13 protein-coding genes are annotated in these 18201 nt (G+C 46.6%); all 13 read right to left on the bottom strand.

The features are described 5' to 3' along the window. Positions 1–27: 27 nt before the first annotated feature. Positions 28–894, bottom strand: a complete 867-nt coding sequence (locus NSQ55_RS07230) for a pentapeptide repeat-containing protein (protein ID WP_076125280.1) — start codon at positions 892–894, stop codon at positions 28–30. Between the two features lie 14 nt (positions 895–908). Next, positions 909–1238: a PadR family transcriptional regulator gene (locus NSQ55_RS07225; protein ID WP_036675798.1), complete on the bottom strand. Its 330-nt coding sequence runs from the start codon at positions 1236–1238 to the stop codon at positions 909–911. A 122-nt stretch (positions 1239–1360) separates the two neighbouring features. Then, positions 1361–2644, bottom strand: coding sequence for a hypothetical protein (locus tag NSQ55_RS07220; RefSeq protein ID WP_076193484.1), 1284 nt, complete (start codon positions 2642–2644; stop codon positions 1361–1363). Between the two features lie 266 nt (positions 2645–2910). Then, positions 2911–4644, bottom strand: coding sequence for a family 10 glycosylhydrolase (locus tag NSQ55_RS07215; protein WP_339172269.1), 1734 nt, complete (start codon positions 4642–4644; stop codon positions 2911–2913). Between the two features lie 38 nt (positions 4645–4682). Continuing rightward, the gene (locus NSQ55_RS07210; RefSeq protein ID WP_076219658.1) at positions 4683–6329 is read right to left on the bottom strand and encodes an extracellular solute-binding protein; all 1647 of its coding nucleotides are present in this window, start codon (positions 6327–6329) and stop codon (positions 4683–4685) included. Positions 6330–6362: 33 nt separating this feature from the next. Further along, positions 6363–7253, bottom strand: a complete 891-nt coding sequence (locus NSQ55_RS07205; RefSeq protein ID WP_076185342.1) for a carbohydrate ABC transporter permease — start codon at positions 7251–7253, stop codon at positions 6363–6365. Between the two features lie 59 nt (positions 7254–7312). After that, entirely contained in the window at positions 7313–8239 is a 927-nt protein-coding gene (locus NSQ55_RS07200) for an ABC transporter permease subunit (protein WP_076185343.1), read from the bottom strand. Between the two features lie 24 nt (positions 8240–8263). Beyond that, positions 8264–9562, bottom strand: coding sequence for a 6-phospho-beta-glucosidase (locus tag NSQ55_RS07195; protein WP_076305020.1), 1299 nt, complete (start codon positions 9560–9562; stop codon positions 8264–8266). A gap of 43 nt (positions 9563–9605) precedes the next feature. Further along, positions 9606–10586, bottom strand: coding sequence for a BadF/BadG/BcrA/BcrD ATPase family protein (locus NSQ55_RS07190; protein WP_076125294.1), 981 nt, complete (start codon positions 10584–10586; stop codon positions 9606–9608). A 21-nt stretch (positions 10587–10607) separates the two neighbouring features. After that, complete coding sequence (locus NSQ55_RS07185) at positions 10608–11609, bottom strand: LacI family DNA-binding transcriptional regulator (RefSeq protein WP_076125296.1); 1002 nt, start codon at positions 11607–11609, stop codon at positions 10608–10610. A 297-nt stretch (positions 11610–11906) separates the two neighbouring features. After that, the gene (locus tag NSQ55_RS07180) at positions 11907–15710 is read right to left on the bottom strand and encodes a GH32 C-terminal domain-containing protein (RefSeq protein ID WP_339172263.1); all 3804 of its coding nucleotides are present in this window, start codon (positions 15708–15710) and stop codon (positions 11907–11909) included. A 94-nt stretch (positions 15711–15804) separates the two neighbouring features. After that, positions 15805–16698, bottom strand: coding sequence for an ROK family protein (locus tag NSQ55_RS07175; protein ID WP_076185347.1), 894 nt, complete (start codon positions 16696–16698; stop codon positions 15805–15807). Positions 16699–16719: 21 nt separating this feature from the next. After that, positions 16720–18201 carry a glycoside hydrolase family 32 protein gene (locus NSQ55_RS07170; RefSeq protein WP_339172261.1) on the bottom strand — a complete coding sequence of 494 codons (1482 nt, stop codon included), beginning with the start codon at positions 18199–18201 and terminating at the stop codon, positions 16720–16722.

Raw genomic sequence — 18201 nt, 5'->3', positions numbered from 1 at the left:
CGCAAAACTCACTTCGGAAGCTCAGGCTTATAGAACTGTAACCTTTGTCAAATCAGCTTCCATGCCTTTGAGCGCAGCAAAGGTCAACTTATCCATCATTGCACCATCAAAGTTGATCGTTTTGATTGCACGATAAAACTTCTTGGATAACGAAAACCCGGAGAGGAATGACACATTCTTTAACGTCGCACCTCTAAACGAAATATCGTTCAGCGCCGACTTTTCAAACTTGACCCCGATAAAGGTCTGGCCGTCAAAACATAATCCCCGCAGATCAGAGGTTTTAAATTCCACACCGTCAAAGATACAGTTCTCAAAGATTGTTTTCGTGAGATCAGTCGTACACAGCTTGACGTCGGTCAGTCTTGCACTGATAAATTTCGCCCCTGTAAGTCCTGATGAGCTAAAGTTGGTGCGAACAAGAATAGATTTGTGAAAGCTCGCATTTGCGAGTTCAATGCCGGACAGATTGCAGTCGGTCAGATTAGCGCTGTCGAACTTGGCCTCGCCTACGTCACTGCCCGCGAAAGAACTGCCGGTCAAGTCAGCGCCTGTAAAATCGGAACCCCGCAACGCGCTCACTTTAAAATCCCCTTTATGGGCGGTAACGCCTGCAAAATCACTCTTCGATAAGTTGCTCGCCCTAAAGCTCGTCACCACCTGCCGCTCAAGTGAACGGGAGAGATTGGCAACCTCCTGCACCGTCTGTTCAATGTCGCCGATGCTGTCTATCGTCATCTTAAACGCCGTTTCATCATCCTTGCCTTCAGCCTTGAGTTCACTGAACCGCTCCTGCAAATCGGAAAGGAGGTCACTCTTTAATTCAGCAACGCTTTTTATCCCGTCATAGGGTGCGAATACGCCATTTAAATACATGTTTAATTTCTCATTCATATTATCAAGTCTCCTTATAATAAGTTTTCAAGCACACGCTTTGCGTACTCCCAATTAGTCTTGTTATTGGCGTAAACAGCTTTCCCCTTCTCGGTAATCCGAAAATACTTCCGTCGTCCCCCCTGAGACTCATCCCCCCAATACCATTCAATGTCACCGTCTGCCTCAAGCCGCCGGACGCTGGAGTACATCGTAGCTTCTTTTAATTCATACTCGCCTCCGGAACGCTCAGCAATCAATTTGACGATTTCATATCCATAACGATCGGCTTCGGACAAGAGCCGTAATACCATCGTATCGGTATGTCCTCGCAGCAGATCGGATGTGATTTTGTTCTCACTCATTTCATCACCTCATAATCGCATTGTATATCATACTACTGTGACAGTCAAGGTACTTTGATCATCATGTTTATACAAAATAAAAAAATGCCGTCCTTAGTTGTCTAAGGCAGCATTTTTCTCTTTTAAGTCTGCTGGTAATTCACAGCTACCTGCCGGCAACCCTCACACAAAAATGCATAATAAATCCCCTCGCTGTCCTCGGCCTGTTCCATGTCCATTTGGGCAATAAACTTCATCGTCGTCGAACAGCAAGGGCACACAGGATATTCCGCATCCTGAATCCAAGCCGGATGTCCTCCAATCTGCGACGCAGGCGCCTCAAGCATCCAATACGAATTTTCATAGGTTCCCATCTGCCGTTCCGATAGCTGCATGGCATGCCATGCTATTTCTTCCCTGTCTTCATTTGCAGGCAAAAAATCAGGAACGGTATTATATTCACTCCACGAATATTGGCCATCCAGCTCCGCTTTCATAAACACGGTGCCATAACAATTACAATGCATGCAAGCTGCAACCCTTAACCGCTGGCCGGAAAGCTTCATAAATTGAACCAGTGGATTCTGCAAATCGTAATCAAACAGCACTGTCAATTTACCGCCACACCAAGGGCAGGAATGCTCACCCTCCTGCAGCGCCGCTACCGCCGTATGATCCCGATCCAGCCCATTTTTTCCGTCCCTGTTTACTTCAAAATGATAACTCTCGGGGTAAAAGAGCAGCCTTTTCCCACCGTCGGGATCTAATTCCCATCCTGCTTCGTGAGCATAGGTTTCCGGAGCCACATTTAACTCCGATGTCCATCGAGGCGGATGCTGCCGCCATGTCTCGAACTGCCGTACAACCTCTTTATCGCCAATCCAGGCCAATGCAAGCAGCAAATGATTACGGTTTTCCGAGTCATGCTCTAACTGATGAATGATCATATCGCGGATCTCCTGACCCGCTTCTTTATAGAGAATACCGGGATAATACTTCCCTTTGTGAAAAAAAACCTCCAGCCCCCGTTCAATGCACGCACTTGAAAAACATATAAGCGACAGTAAAATAGCCTCAGCCTGGTCAAAATCATCTTCTTCCATCAATTCAATGGCGTAGGATTCCAATCCCTCCCTTTCGCTTTCAGTCAGTTGACGATACAATTCTTGCGCGGTTTTGTGATAGGAGATTTCGTGTTCAAGCGGGCTCCATCTCCGCGGTTTGTGCATGATTTTAAGAATTTCAACCGGATCATTCACACCTGCGTACAAATCAATGTCTTTTCGATTTTGTTCAATATAAGCCTTTTGCTCCAGCGCAAGCTTCCTTTGATGACAGGGCATGCAGATCCCCCCCGTCTTTAAAGCAGTTGCAGGAAGTATGCTTCCCTTGCAGCCTGAGGTTTGGCAGGGTATACGCTCGCTCATCGTATCTCTCCTATTCTGTATAAGTTATTCTCAAAGACTATTATTAATAAGCTAAACTGCATTATAGAATTAGCTATATTATAGAATTAGCTGCATTAAATATACCACCGGATTTAGCAGCTTTAAATTCATTTCAGATTTCAATTGGATATATCCCCCACCATCACCTTAAACGGAAACAAAAAAAGGTCAACCAAATATTTCTGGTTAACCTGATAAACGAAAACTCCCCCGGATAAAGAAGAACCGGTGCCCTTGTATTAGGCTTAATCCGTAATCTTCACATTTCCAAACACAGCCTTATTCCTCGAGTCATCCCCGGGATTGCTAAGTGCTATGCCAATGTACACCTTGCGGTTCATCGGAATCTGAACAGTTCCGACCGTTTGCCAGTTATTCCCGTTCGTCGAAATAGCCCCTTTGAAGGTATTTCCACTTCGGGTCAGCTTTAGCCATCTTGGAGCCGAGGCAGCCGCAGTCTGATCAACCATATTGCCCGCAGTCTCTGCACGATACTGGAAGGTGGCCCCATTTTCGGGGGTAAGCATCATATCTGCGTGCTTCGAATTATGACCCAGCGACTCCCGAATCATAATGCCGGCCTTGGCCCAGCCGTCCAATCGGCTAGTGGACTGCACTTTAACAATAATCTCCGCATCGCCCCGCACGGATTGGTATATATAATTCAGTTGATCTCCATTTCCCCAGATATCCGTAGAGCTGCTGCTGAGTGTAAATTGCTTATTGGAAGAATTGTAGGTAACGTTCCCCGGCATGGAACCAATATTTCGCGCCTTCCACCCTGCTGGTAATTGAGCCGGATAGTCTTGTTCTACCGGAGGCGTCCAGCCTGGCGTAGGCCAGGTTTCACGTTCTTTGATATTGGCTAGCTCATCTTCTGGCCAGGCCCCGTAAGCAAAGAACGACAGACGCTTCACACCTGGATAATTCTCGCGGATTCCCTTGTAAATCTCCTGATATTGATCATCTGTCCAGTCATTATCCAGCGTCGCAACAATTTCCACGTCACTGCCGCTAATCCGGTCGCTCGTATCCTTCAGGATTCCGTAGGAAGTGCTGTATACCCAATCACTGTTGAACTCCCAGTCATCAAAGTACGCCATTGGTGCAACAAAGTCGATATCATCCTTGAATTTGGCTACATTCTGCCCAACTTCAATGAATTCTGGCGGCAAAATATACACGCCGAGCTGCACATCCGGCTTCGAGGACTGTGTGATATCCTGACGGATATCGCCCACATACTGTCCGATTTGTTCGGTTCTCCATTCATTCCACTGCTCACGCTGAGGCGAATCTGTCTCGAAGTCAATGCTGAGCGGTGAATACCCGAACTGCGCCTGATACTTCAGGGCCGTGTAATCACTGACGTCCATGTTGTAATTGTCGAAGCGGATCCAATCCAGCACAACGCCATCCACATCATAATTCTCGATTACTTCCTGAATAATGGAACGCTCATACTCCTGCACTTCATGGTGAATCGGATTGACGAAGTATTCGTTGCCGTTAGAACCTGTAAACGGTGTCTGAACCCCGTCAACCAGCGCCTGCATCTGCCATTCATCGTGCTCCAGGAAAGCCTGCTGATCATGGAACTGCGGAATCCAGGCATGAACCTTGATTCCTACAGCATGGGCTGCCGTAATGACAGCCTGCAGGGCATCGAAATTCTGGTAGCCTTGGGCAATTGGTGCGATATCACTCTGATAAAATACACTTCCAGACGGAACCTCATCATCTTCATCCTGCTTCACGTTCATGCTAATAACATCGACGCCATAGCTTGTAGAGCGCGCGATGAAATTCTGGACATCCGCCATGTTCTTAAACTGGTTTACGGTCCGTACAATAACTTCCGTTTCGAAAGGGGGGTTACTCTCCTCTTCGGCCATAACAGGAACGGAACCACCGGCTATCGAAGAAACCAACACGATGCTTAACAGTGCTATGAACCTCGATCTCAACGCAAATGCCATAATCTCGCCTCCACAATTATAAGATTTTATAAATAGTCTTATTTCGTCGCGTTGATTTTCTTAACATTTTCCTGCCATTTTTCGGTTCTGAATTCAAGCAGCTTAGCAAGCCCCGCTTTTTCGGTGTTCTTTTTAGCTGTCTTTAGCGCCGACAGCACCGCTTCATCCGACTTCGCCTGAACCATCTGGGCGTAAGCAAGGGTATAAATATCCCCGATATTCTGTGCGATGATGCCGATCTCCGTATCCGGAATCGGATCGGTATTTACAAACTCTGTGATATCCAACGCGGTTTTCCAGGTCACCGTGGACTGCGCCACGGTCTCCCAGGATTTCTGGTTCGCGGAAAGCAGCGCCTCGAGGCTCATTTTCGCCGTATCAATAAAGGTCGTATTTCCCGCCCAGTTAAAGTCCTCGAATTTCCGCATCGTTTCCGTACGCTCGTTAGCAGGAGTCGTCTTGTATTTCTCGTTCGGGATTGGAGCTCCGTCCGCATCCTCTTCATCCCAGTACAAGCCTTTAGGACCGAAGAAAAGCACCTTCTGCCCCTCCGGACCCGTAATCCAGTCAAAATAAGCGAAGATGGCCTCTGGATCCTTGGCCTTTTTCGTAATGACATTAACGTTCCAACCCAGCGTCTCAAAGCCGCTTACAAACACTCGTGTTTTGTCTAGTCCGGATTTATGAATCGGCCATATAATCTCATAACCGCTGTCCGGATTGTTCGCTGTCAGTGCCCGGTGTCCCTCGGCTCCATACGTAGTGATATTGGATTCGACCATGACTGCTACCCGGTTGGTATTGACCTTTTCTTTGACCGCATCCTGGGTTTGCTGCAGTGCATCCTGCGTAATCAGCCGTTCACGATACAGCTTATTAATATACAGCACCATCTCTTCGTAAGCAGGATCATCCAAGATAGATGACAGCTTGTCGCCATCCGGATATCCCATGAGTGAAATAAACTTACTGGTGGAGTTCTCCTTAAAACCACCATACATAATTTCCAGACCTGCCCCCTTCTCCCCAACCTCCAGAGGTACTACATCCGGATACTTTTCTTGCACCTTAAGCAAATATTGATACAAATCATCAAAGGTCTCCAGCGCCGGTCTGCCGAGTTCGTTATAAATATCTTTATTCACCATCCATCCGCCGTTGCCGAATTGCCCGGATGTATACCAGTTCGGGATTTGATAGATTTTCCCGTCTTCTGAACGGAGCAAATTCAGGGTGGATTCCTTCACATATTTCTTGAAGTTCGGATACTTCTCATAGTAATCATCCAGCGCAACGAGTTGTCCTGCCTGCACCAGCCGCTCCACTGAGGATCCCCGGTCAGTAAAAATGACATCCGGTAAATCACCGCCGACGATCATCGTGTTGAGCTTTTCTCCGGCCGCTCCTCCGGATTGTATGGGTTCAACAGTAACCTTACGGTTCTCCTGAATCCATTTTGTCGCCTCATTATCCCCCCAGGGTGATGTCGTAAGCCAGTCATAGTTTCCATAGAAGCTGAAGGTGACGGGCTTGATCCCGCTGCCGTCATCTGTGGCGGCCTCAGTATTCAGATTTTTCTCGCTTGTGTTTGGTGAAGTGTTAGAATTTCCTCCTCCGCTACAGGCAGCGAGAAGAAGCACCAGTGAAGTCAGCAAAAGAGATACCCATTTCATACGATTGCGCATCTTTTCCCTTCTTTCTACATAATATGGAGACTGCTATTCTTTCATCGAACCAATCATTACGCCCTTAACAAAGTACTTTTGGAGAAAAGGATACGTCAGGATAATTGGAATGGTAGCGATCATCATCGTAGCCATAGTCAGTGACTTCGTGGTAATCGTCCGATTCCGGTTCATATGATCCAGCGCGATAGCATTCGATGAGCCAATTTGGGTCATGATGTTGGAGTTCATAATCTGGCGCAGCAGGGTCTGTATAGGGAGCAAGTGATCCTTTGTAATATAGATCGCTCCCGTAAACCAGTCATTCCAATAACCTACTGCGGTGAATAAGGCAATCGTGGCCAGCACCGGGCCGGAGACCGGAATGACGATTCGGAAAAAAATGCCGTAGTTGCTGCTGCCGTCGATTTTGGCAGATTCCTCCAAACCCTCCGGCAGAGCATGGAAGAAGGTGCGGATGACAATCATGTTCCAGACACTGATGATGCCGGGGATAATCAGCACCCAAAAGGTGTCCAGCATACCCAAAGAGCGAACTAGTAAATAACTAGGGATGAGCCCCCCACTGAAGAACATCGTAATCATGAAGAACACCATATATTGTTTTCGAAAAAGCAATGTCTTCTTGGACATTCCGTAGGCTAACAGTGCCGTGAAAAAGACAGACAATGCCGTGCCGCTTAACGTTCTAAGAATGGTGATCAGAAAAGAATTCAGCAGGCGTTGATCCTGAAACACAATATAATAATTTTCCAGGGTAAAAGCTCTCGGTAACAAGGTTACACCGCCGAGCGCCGTATCGCTCCCTAGATTAAAGGAAATGACCAACGCATTCCAAAACGGGTATAGCATGAGTAACGCCAGCAGCGTCAAAAGGGTATAAATACTCCGCTGCATGATTTTGTCGCCAAGGCTTAGTCTCATTGTTCACTCCTCCTAAAAGGTTTATGGAGCATCGGAAGCATTCGCTATGAGTAGTAGTACTACCAGAGACTAACATCTGCCCGGCGAGCGATTTTGTTGGCCGTCACTAGCAGAATGACACTGATCACCGCCTTGAATAGCCCTACAGCTGTCGCATAAGAGAATCTGGCATTTAAAATCCCAACACGGTACACATAGGTGTCGATAACATCGGAGTAGGGTCGCAGAATTGGATTGGTTGCCAGCAGCAAAATGTCCTCGAAGCCCGCACTGAGCAGACTGCCGATGGCAAGAATCATAAAGATAATGATAATGGGGGTAATGCTGGGGAGTGTAATCAAGTGAATTTGCTTAAACCGGCTTGCTCCATCTATAGAAGCGGCCTCATATAGGGTTGGATCAATGCCTGCAATCGCGGCCAGGTAGACAATGCTCCCGAATCCGACCTCTTTCCACACATTTACGCTTACTAGAATCGACCAAAAGTATTTGGGTAACGCCAAGAAGTTAACTGGCTCCCCTACCAAATTGAATCGCTCCAGCAAATAGTTCACCGTTCCGTTATCAACGGATAACAGCGAAAATACAAAACCGGATACAATAACCCAGGACAGGAAATAAGGTAAATAGCTGACGGTCTGGATAATCCGTTTAAAGCCCATATTCCCGATTTCATTCAGCATCAGTGCAAGAAGAATCGGGGCAGGAAAAGAGATAATCAATTTAAGCAAGCTAATCACAAGGGTATTTCGCATCACATTCCAGAACTCCGGCGCCTCGAAGAACATTCTGAAATGCATAAATCCAACCCAGGGGCTCTTCATAATGCCGCCAAAAATATCGTATTGCTGGAATGCCATAACCACGCCATACATCGGAATGTAGCTAAAAATGAATACAAAGATAATTCCCGGCCAAACCATGGACTGCAAATCCAATTGACTGATAAATTTCTTCCATCTACGCGGTTTCTCGGCCGTGTTCATCCGCTTTTCCTCCTCTGGACGATTCTAGTGAAACAACGGCAACAACGATTTGTTCTTCTCCAGCATTTCATCCAGCAGTTGTTCAGCTACGGTGACCGAAGGCACGAGCGGATGATGAACCATAGCCTGTAGGGCTATATCCCGGTCTCCGTGCACAGCCGCCTCGATGGTGAGGCTCTCGTATTGCTTGACCGCGGCCAGCAAGCCTTTGATGGGCTGAGGAATTATACGCAGCGGAATCGGCAGCGGGCCTTGCTTGGTTACCATACAGTTCACCTCAATAGAGGCATCGTCCGGCAAGAAGTCAATCATTCCGTTATTCCTTACATTCAACGTCTGGATATCGCGGGAATCATTATAAATGGAGCGCATCAGCAGCACTGCCGCCTCCGAGTAGTAGGCTCCGCCGCGCTGTTCCAACTGCTTGGGCTTTTCCTTCAGCTCTACGTTCCGGTACAGTTCAAACAGCTCTTCCTCCACCTTCTTCACTACCTCAGCGCGCGATCCAGTCGTTGCTGCTGCTTCCTTCTGTTCCGCAAGCATCGCGTCCGTCATATAGTAATAGCTCAGGTAATAAGAGGGAATCGCTTTCAAAGCATTCAGAAACCGGTAGTCCCAGGAATCAAACGGCACATTGCTCGCCTTGTAACTCTGCGGGTAATCAATGAGCTCCTGCAGCTTGCTTTTACCGTCAATCACGATATCGGATACCCAGTGCAGATGGTTGATGCCGACAAACTCCGCGTAGATCTTCTCCATAGGAAGTCCGAAGAATTCGGAGAGCCACTTTTGAAAACCAATCGGCGAGTTGCACAAGCCTACGCTTTTTACCGATGAGTATTTGTGAACAGCTTCAGTCACCATACCGGCCGGATTCGTAAAATTCAGCAACCAGGCATCCGGAGCCAGCTCCTCAATGTCTTTGCAAATATCCAGAATGACCGGGATGGTCCGTAGACCTTTCATCATCCCTCCGGGACCTGTCGTCTCCTGGCCGATGACATTGTATTGAAGCGGAATTAATTCGTCCCATTTGCGCGCTTCCAGCATGCCTACCCGGATTTGCGTACATACAAAGTCCGCTCCGGCAATGGCCTCCCTGCGCTCAAGTGTCTGGACCACGGTAATCGGCAGTCCGGACTCAGCAATCATGCGTTTGCTCAGTTCTGCAATCGTATGCAGCTTCTCCCTTCCCTCCTCAATATCCACCAGCCATACTTCGCGAATGGGAAGCTCTTGGTGATGCAGGATGATGCCTTCAATAAGCTCAGGCGTATACGATGATCCCGCTCCGATGACAACCAGCTTCAATGTTTCCTCCATGATAGACCCTTCCTTCATCTTTTTCATTTTGGTCTTATAAAAACTAGCCTATTGTGTTCAGTACTTTCCCCTGTGATAGATTATCTAGAACCTTCTGATCTACACGCATACCGCTGCTTTCCATAGCCAGAACGACCGATCCTACAACCGGCTCCCGGGTCAAAATCCTTAAAGTGCCATTCGGAGCCGACAACTTCACTCTTCTCTCAATGGCCCGCCGGATGATGCCTGAGCGGTCTCCCTTTGTCAGCAGGCTGCCTGCAAGTACGATGTCGAAGAAGTCCTCCTCCATGCCCAAGCGATGGATGGCCGATGCCGCGGCCAAACCCAGCTCATCCCCTTGCTTGACCAGCAGCTCGGTGGCAACCTGGTCCCCTTCCTCTGCCGCTTGAAACAATAGTTCAGCAATATGGGGAGGCAGGTCTCTGAAATGATCCAGGTAATCCTCTCTTAGCTCCGAAACATTGGAATAGCCCAACAATTCCGTTAAGCGTTCGGTTAGGACCGTCTCCTTCTCTCTTCCCTCATCCGCCCGAAGGACGCTACGGAATACCTCAATACTTAAATCATAGCCACCGCCATAATCCCCGAACCGGTAGCCGAATCCACCACATTGGTATGTAGCACCCAACGGATTTTTACCACTACAGTTCACGCCTGATCCGCAAATCAGCACGATCCCATAGTTCTTCTCTGTACCTGACCGCAAGGCAATCCAGGTGTCGCAGGAAATCTCAGTTTGGGGAAGATCAAAGCTGCTGATGATCGGTCGCAAAATCCGGAAATCAGCCTCTCTGTCCGCTCCCGCTAAGCCGAACCAGGAGTAATCCAGCTGATCCTTGGTCAGCCCTGACGCCATAATTGCTTCCGATATGGCCTGCTGCAAACTGTTCACCGCCTGCTCACGGTTTATTTGATGATTTCCGATCCCACCCTTGCCAACTCCGATGACCTTCCCTTGTTCATCTGCAATCATTGCGTGGGTTTTACTGCCTCCTGCATCAACTCCCAAAAAATACTTCACGGATGATTTCACTCCTAAAATTCAAGGTAATCTAACAGATGCGGTGGATTCACGAATGAGTAGCTGCGGAGCAAGCTTCGTTACAGCGGGCGGCATCACCTCCCCGTTGATCATTTTTAGTAGTAAATCAACGCCTATATTGCCCATTTGTGCCTCAGGTTGTCTGACCGTCGTTAACCGCGGGTAAAATTCACCTACGAACTGCTGATCATCAAATCCAACAATTGAGATATCGTGGGGTACTCGAATTCCCTCTTCCCGGAGAGCCTGAACCATTCCAAGAGCAATAAAATCGTCCCCGGAAAAAAAAGCTGTCGGCAGCTTATCTTCGCGGATCCATCTCTTGGCCACCTCATAGCCGCCGCTTACTGTAAAACTGCAGTATTCCGTTCCGAATGGCGTTAACCCGGCATCCTCGAGCGCTTGGACATAACCGCGCTTACGCTCCGCTACACTTAGAAATACCGAAGGGCCGCCAATATAGGCGATTTGAGTGTGCCCAAGATCGAGCAAGTGCTTTGTAGCCTCATACCCGCCTTGATAGTTATCGACCACGACGCTAGGCACATCCTCATGCTGAAACTGGTTATCCAGCAATACAAACGGAATATTTTTTCTTTTCAGTTCCTCTACATATGCCTTTTCTTCAAGTGGGGACAACAGGATAATTCCATCAACGCGATCCTTCTGAAACAGGAAATTATCGCCTTCATCCTCATTCTCGGCGATCGATAGGGCTAAAAAATACCCTTGCGCCGCCAGCTTCCGGTTCACCACGCGAATAACCCGGTCATAGAAAGAGTCGTTAAAGTTGGTAATCGACATCCCGATGACTCCCGTTTTGCCTCTCACAAGACTCCGCGCTGCTGAATTGGGCTGATAATTTAATTCCTCCATAGCTTTCAGCACTTTCTGTCTATTAGCTTCCCGTACAGAGGGTAAATTGTTAAGCACCCTGGATACGGTCACTACAGAGAGTCCCGACTTTTTGGCTACATCATGTATATTCATCTTAGCTTCCATACCTCCGTCACCCGAAAGTTTAAACGATTAAACTTTTTAGGTAAATAAAAAAACCTTACCTTTCGTGATATTTCTATGTTCTGATTGAAAATTGCACACTGAATGTCAGTTTTGCCTTTATCAAGAACACCAAAATTCTTTACAAAAGTTTTAAGGTTTTAACTAATTTACATTCTACTTACATTTCCAATATCCGTCAATACATAAAATGCAGCCAAAACAAAAAGCAACTCATCCGCAGACAAGTTGCTTTTTAGACACGCTATTCCCCCTTCCATTGCTTCTATCATCCTCAGGTTAATTGGTAATTACCCATTTTTGTCGATCAAGAGTAGGATCAAGCTCGCTAAGGGACAGTGTCGACCCATCCGCTGATACTTCCAGCGCTTTCTTATGATGAGCAGAAATAATACTTACGGTACCATCATCATTTTTGTGAAAAATCCAACGCTGATTGTTATATCCGAGATAAGGGTATAACTGGATTTTATTTTGCCCTGTGTCTAGATCAAGCGCCTGACCGGCTGTTGTACGAATAGAATAGGAGCCTGCATCGTCCCCCGTCGGCACGAATACCCACTCCTGATCCGTAAAATCATTCGCAGCCTTCAGTGTAACAGCTTCACCATTTGCGAGATTTGCTGTATAAAGGGATTTCTGTAGTTCTGCATTTACTAGACTGGAAGTGTATAGATCGGCAGGTGTTTCTCCGCTCACGTTAACGTTTTGATATGAAGCATATCCGCCAAATACATGTAGTCCAAAGCGGCCTTCTGCAAATGTGCCGTCCTGCAGGTCGATCACTTTCTGCCCATCCACATAAACCACGATATGCGGGCCCTTCGCTTCGATTTTCACTTTGTAGGTTTGACCCGGCTGAATGAACGTCGGAACTTTTGCTAGAATCTGACGTTCTTCAAAACGGCCGTCGATTTTATAAAACAGACGGATGGACTTCATATTCGGATCCAGATTTAAGTAGTATCCGCTGCGTCCATCTTCGCTGGCACGGAACAACATAGAGCCTGCTCCTCCGGATTTCCCTAACATCATCTCTGCTTCATAAGTAAAATCTCCTGCCTGCTTCTCTGCGATATAATTCGCGTCACTCCAGTAATTTCCACGAATCCCATTTTCACCAATGACCCAGGAGGCTGCAGATAGATCTTTAGTCCACCCACTTAAGTTCGTATGAAATTCACCCCCAGATACCTTAACTAATAAGCTAGCCGATGTCTTCCCATTTGGAGTAGAGACGGTAATGATAGACTCGCCTTCTTTTTTAGCTACAAGGGTTGCCTGGGATTTATCCACCACGTTTAGTTCAACAACATCCTTGTTACTGGAATTCCATTTAAGCGGCTGTGCCCCATTACCGGTACCATTCTCTACCATCGCCAAAAGTATGTCGCTTTGCCCCTTGCTCAGTTCGCGATCACTTGTATCCATCATTATCTTGGTAGCTGAGCCCGTCTCCTGATTCCATACAGAGCCTAACTGATTCACCTTCAGAGATACGACTTTTACGTTGCCTCCTTTGGTGTAAAAACTCAAAGCTCTGCTGGCTGGATCCGGAAAAATGACGTCAGAGAAAACAACTTTACCGTTGTTGCCAAAAACCTCAATAGAAGACTCATCTACAAGGATACGCATCTTAACTCGCTTGTTCTCCGTTTGCATTGCCGCTTCATGTCTTGTATTAAATAGACTCGAAAAATCCGTCAAACCAGATGCAGACCGATCCACGAAAATCCGACCCTCACCAGGTTTATATCCAACAACCGTTTTTTGACTTCCCCCTACACGAACGTTAAAGCCAAATTCACTAACCTGACTACCTGCTGGAATTTCTACTTCAGCTTCAATTTCGTATGCACCAGAGGTAACCCCTTTCAATAGATTCTGAGAAGAAGGACTCACCTCTTTGTTAGCAGTAGAATACAGCTGACTACGCAGCGATCCCAACTCCTTGATCGGGCTTTGAGCGAGCTGAATCCCATCTTTTGTCGTTACTAATGAGACTTCTCTTGGGATTGACAGTACGCCTTTCCAATGGCTTGTTGGAAAAGCAAACGGATAGTCCCAGTTTGTCATCCACGCCATCATTACGCTGCGATGATCTGGCATGTTTGAAAAAGACATTGAAGCGTAGAATTCTTTTCCAAAATCTGTTCGCAATACTTTCCCTGCCGGATTATCATTAACGAATTTACCATCCGCTGTTAAATGACCCACAAAATATTCAGCATCTGATCCGCCTGTTTTTGAATTCGCTCCTGTACTAATCATCAGAACCCATTTCTTCTGTGATGTTCCGTCTACCGAAAGCTGAAGCAGATCCGGACATTCCCATACACCGCCGCGAACATAGTCCCCGTATCCCCAACTATCTGTCAGGTTCCAATCAAGTAGATTCGTTGAAGCAAAGAAACGAATATGGTCTCCACCGGATACAACCATTACCCACCTGTTATTGTCATTATCACGAATCACTTTCGGATCACGGAAATCCCAGCCTCCCGGCTCCCCTCCATTATCGCCTGGATTTCCGATAACCATTGGACGCGTCTTGGAATATTCCCAAGTACGACCTTGGTCCTTGCTGTATGCAAGACCGATACGCTGATTCCCATTCGGGCCATCGGGATTATAGGAAGTGTAGTAGGCAATTAGACCTTTACCTCCTGAATCCCCGAACAAACCTGATGCATTCGTCAGATCTGCCACAGCTGATCCAGACCAGACATGCCCATGATCATTCCACGGCAGCGCAATCGGAAGCCGCTTCCAGTTCAGCATATCCTGACTGACAGAATGTGCCCAAGTGCCTCCGTCCTGATGGAATAGATGATATTCACCTTCGAAGTAGACAAGTCCGTTCGGATCACTGGCAGAACCACGAATTGGCGTATAGTGGTATTGAGGACGATATTTTTCACTATAATAATTGCTGGCATCCGTCACATAGGTATCCTGGAAGTAAGCTGTTCCCTGTTTAACAACGATTCCTGCATATCCATCGGTATAGGTTTTATCTGTTAGATCGATTGCGGCCGGGGTGTATCCGTCTAGAAAGACCTGAATTCTGTTTCCCTTCGCCTTTATCTCTACATGATGTTTTGCTCCGGTCTGACTTGGATAGATATGCTGTGAACTTGCAATTGTTGTTCCGTTAGCTTTCGTCAGACTTACACGAACCTGATTTCCTTCCTTTGTCAGGGCTGCTTCATATCCCTTTGTTCCATCAGCCGATGAACGAAAGGCGAGCGCTGCAACAGAATCAGGACGAAGAGATAGATTTCCTTCATATACAAAATCAGTAGCTTGTTTGTTATAAATTTGCTGTGACTTACTCTGGTTTACTACCATTCCTTTCTTGCCGTTGATATTAGGCTGCCATTGTCCTTTATTTGTAACCACAGCACCCAAATTTCCTTTCAGGTCGCTCACGAAAATATTTTGGAACAAAACAGAACCATTCCATACATTGAGTCCCAGCTTACCAGTACGATACGCATCATCCTGAACCTCAATCAAAGGTTTATATTCGTTGTCCCAATATACTTTCAGTGATGAACCCTCTGCTTTCACCTTGAGATGATAGATCTCTCCTGCCTTAATAGTAACCTTCCGCTCCTCTTTTAATTTCCCTTCACCATCACTTGCGTCTCGTAAGCGGATCATACCTGCATTCGGAACAATTTGGAGCATGTAGGAACTCCAGCCATCTTCATTAGAACGGAACAATAAGGTCGCGTCCGCTTGCATATCCTTGATCATGACATCATCTTCATAGATAAAATCCTCTGACACCGTTTCGGAAATTGCCATTACATTTTCTTGTGGATCAGAAGTCAGTAAAATCCCTTCCACAGTATCCGCCAACTTACCTTTTCCTTTTATTTGCCAACCTGTCAAGTTTGTGTTTGTTTTGGTTACGCTTTCAAAAATAGAAAGCCCCTCCTTAGCTTGTTTACTTACCTCCTGATCAGCGGGCGCAGCCCAACCCATACCGGGATTGGCTACATATATGCCTGCGGAAGTCATAACAAATCCTGTTGCCATGAGAAAGGATAAAACTACTTTTCCCTTATTAACCATCCTCTTCACCCTCTTTTTCTATCATCAATCATTTCTTTTATTGTAAAATAAGAAGGAGGTCAATTCATTGCACTGACCTCCTCTCTATATTCTTTTACAATTGAGCAGAACTCTGACTTTCCAGTGCTGTGAGTCCAAGAGCGAGAGCACCACATAATCCCGCCTGTTGGCCTAGTCCTGGTGGAACGATATACTCATCTATGTGTTCCAAAATAGTACTTGAGCTGACATAACCGTTCAGGTTCTGTAGCACGGCCTGCCGAATAAGTGGAAACAATTGTGACTGCTGCATAACACCACCACCCAGAATGATTTTCTGAGGAGAGTTAAGCAATATAGCACCCGTAATCGACTGCGCAATATAAAATGCTTCCATTTCCCATGCAAGGTGATCTATAGGAAGTTCATGTCCCTTCTTCCCCCACCTTGCTTCAATAGCAGGACCTGCCGCCATCCCTTCTAGGCAGTCCCCATGATAGGGACATCCCCCTGGGAATTCATCTTCAGGATGGCGTCTTGTAAGAACATGACCCCCTTCAGGATGCACAAGACCATGAATAAGTTTGCCTTCTGAATACACTCCCACACCAACACCTGTGCCAACTGTATAGTACAAACAGCTGGATAACCCTTGGGCTGCGCCCCATTTGGCTTCACCAAATGCCGCTGCATTGACGTCCGTGTCCCAGCCAAAGGGAACCAAAAAGTTTCTTTTCAAAGTGCCCAGCATATCGTAATTTCCCCAACCTGGTTTTGGTGTTGTTGTAACGTAACCATACGTCGGGCTATCTGGGCGTATATCGATTGGACCAAACGATCCAATTCCGATAGCTTCTACTGGTTTGTCTTGAAAATATTGAATAACTTTGGGCAACGTCAACTCAGGATGTTCTGTCGGGAAACTGATCTGATCTTCAATGATCCCATTTTCATTCCCGATGCCACATATAAACTTCGTTCCGCCAGCTTCAATCGCTCCTATACGCATATACAAGACTCCTCTCGGTGACTAATTCTTGTCTTGCTCAGCAGAGAGAGTAAGCTCATAGATATCCAGGGAAATCAGCAAGTCATTCTCATTTTCTGCAAACACAGCAATACCTTTAGATTCTAGTCCAGGGAATATAAGATCCGTAATCACTGCCTGGCCTCCATTACTAAACGCCTCAACGGAAGAGCGATCCACATAAATACGGAGATCATTTGACTCATCAAGCGCTGCGAGTTTGGCTGAATGATGTCCTACGAAATGTTCATGGAAATCATGCTGGCCCGAAGCCTTCCTGTCTACATAAAGTTCCTCTGTCTCACCGTTGATACCGATCACTGTTTGTTCATCCGCACCAACTCTTACCTTGAAACCTACAGATTTACCCCGAGCGAACTCAGCTATAATCTCATAAGATTCCAAGTGAATCTCTTTAAGAAGAGTATTGATTTCTTGCACCGTTGCATTTTTTATAGAAAGGACTTGTACACGAGCTGATTCCAACTCTTGTACCGGCTTCTGCACAAGAAAGGTTCCCCCTTGTCTTGATTCGAGCTGAAGTTCTCTTGCAATTGTCATCGCGCCACGGAATTCTTCTGCTGGCGTCTTGTTAGCATACATCCAGTTGCTCATCCAGCCGATAAATAGCCTTCTTCCATCTTCCGCCGGTATATCGGACCAACTTACACCTGCATAGTTATCTCTTCCATAATCAAGCCAGCGAACTTTTATCGAATCTTCATCTGGCGTGAACACTTCTCCATCAAAACCCCCTGTAAAATACTGTGTTCTTGATCCTTCCACAAAAGCGGGATCCGCACCGATGCTCACTAGCATCACCCATTTCGTGTTCGAAGGATCGCCATCAATGGCCAGCGGGAACAAGTCCGGGCATTCCCATACCCCGTCATGAGAACCGATTCCTTCTCCGAATTCACTGGCAAATGTCCAGTTCATCAGATCAGGAGAATGATATAGACACACCGTTTGACCACAAGCTACAATCATCACCCATTGATTAGTATCTTTATTCCAAAATACTTTCGGGTCACGGAAATCAATGAATGTATCATGTTCAAGCACCGGGTTTCCATCATATTTCGTCCAGGTTCTTCCGTTATCCTTACTATAAGCCAAGCTTTGACGCTGAATGGCTGGCTTGCCTTCCGGCATATCCAAATGGTGTGTAAAAATCGCTACTAGACCTGGTTTATCTTCAAAAAATCCAGTCGTATTATTCCAGTCAACTACGGCACTGCCGGAAAAAATCATACCTAACTCATCTGGAGCAAGAGCGATAGGCAGCTCCTCCCATGTAACCAGATCCTTGCTGACCGCATGGCCCCAGTGCATAGCGCCCATAGTCATTCCACCTGGATGGTGCTGGAAGAACAAATGATATTCATCCTCAAAATAAACCATTCCGTTTGGATCATTCATCCACTTTTCCTTAGGGGAAAAATGATACACTCCGCGGTAATTTTGTTTCGCAATCGTAGACAT

Source organism: Paenibacillus sp. FSL H7-0943 (genome assembly GCF_037963265.1).
GTDB classification, from domain to species: Bacteria; Bacillota; Bacilli; order Paenibacillales; family Paenibacillaceae; genus Paenibacillus_AQ; species Paenibacillus_AQ odorifer.
Note: the sequence above shows the minus strand (reverse complement) of the source record. Positions and strands in the feature narration are given on the sequence as shown.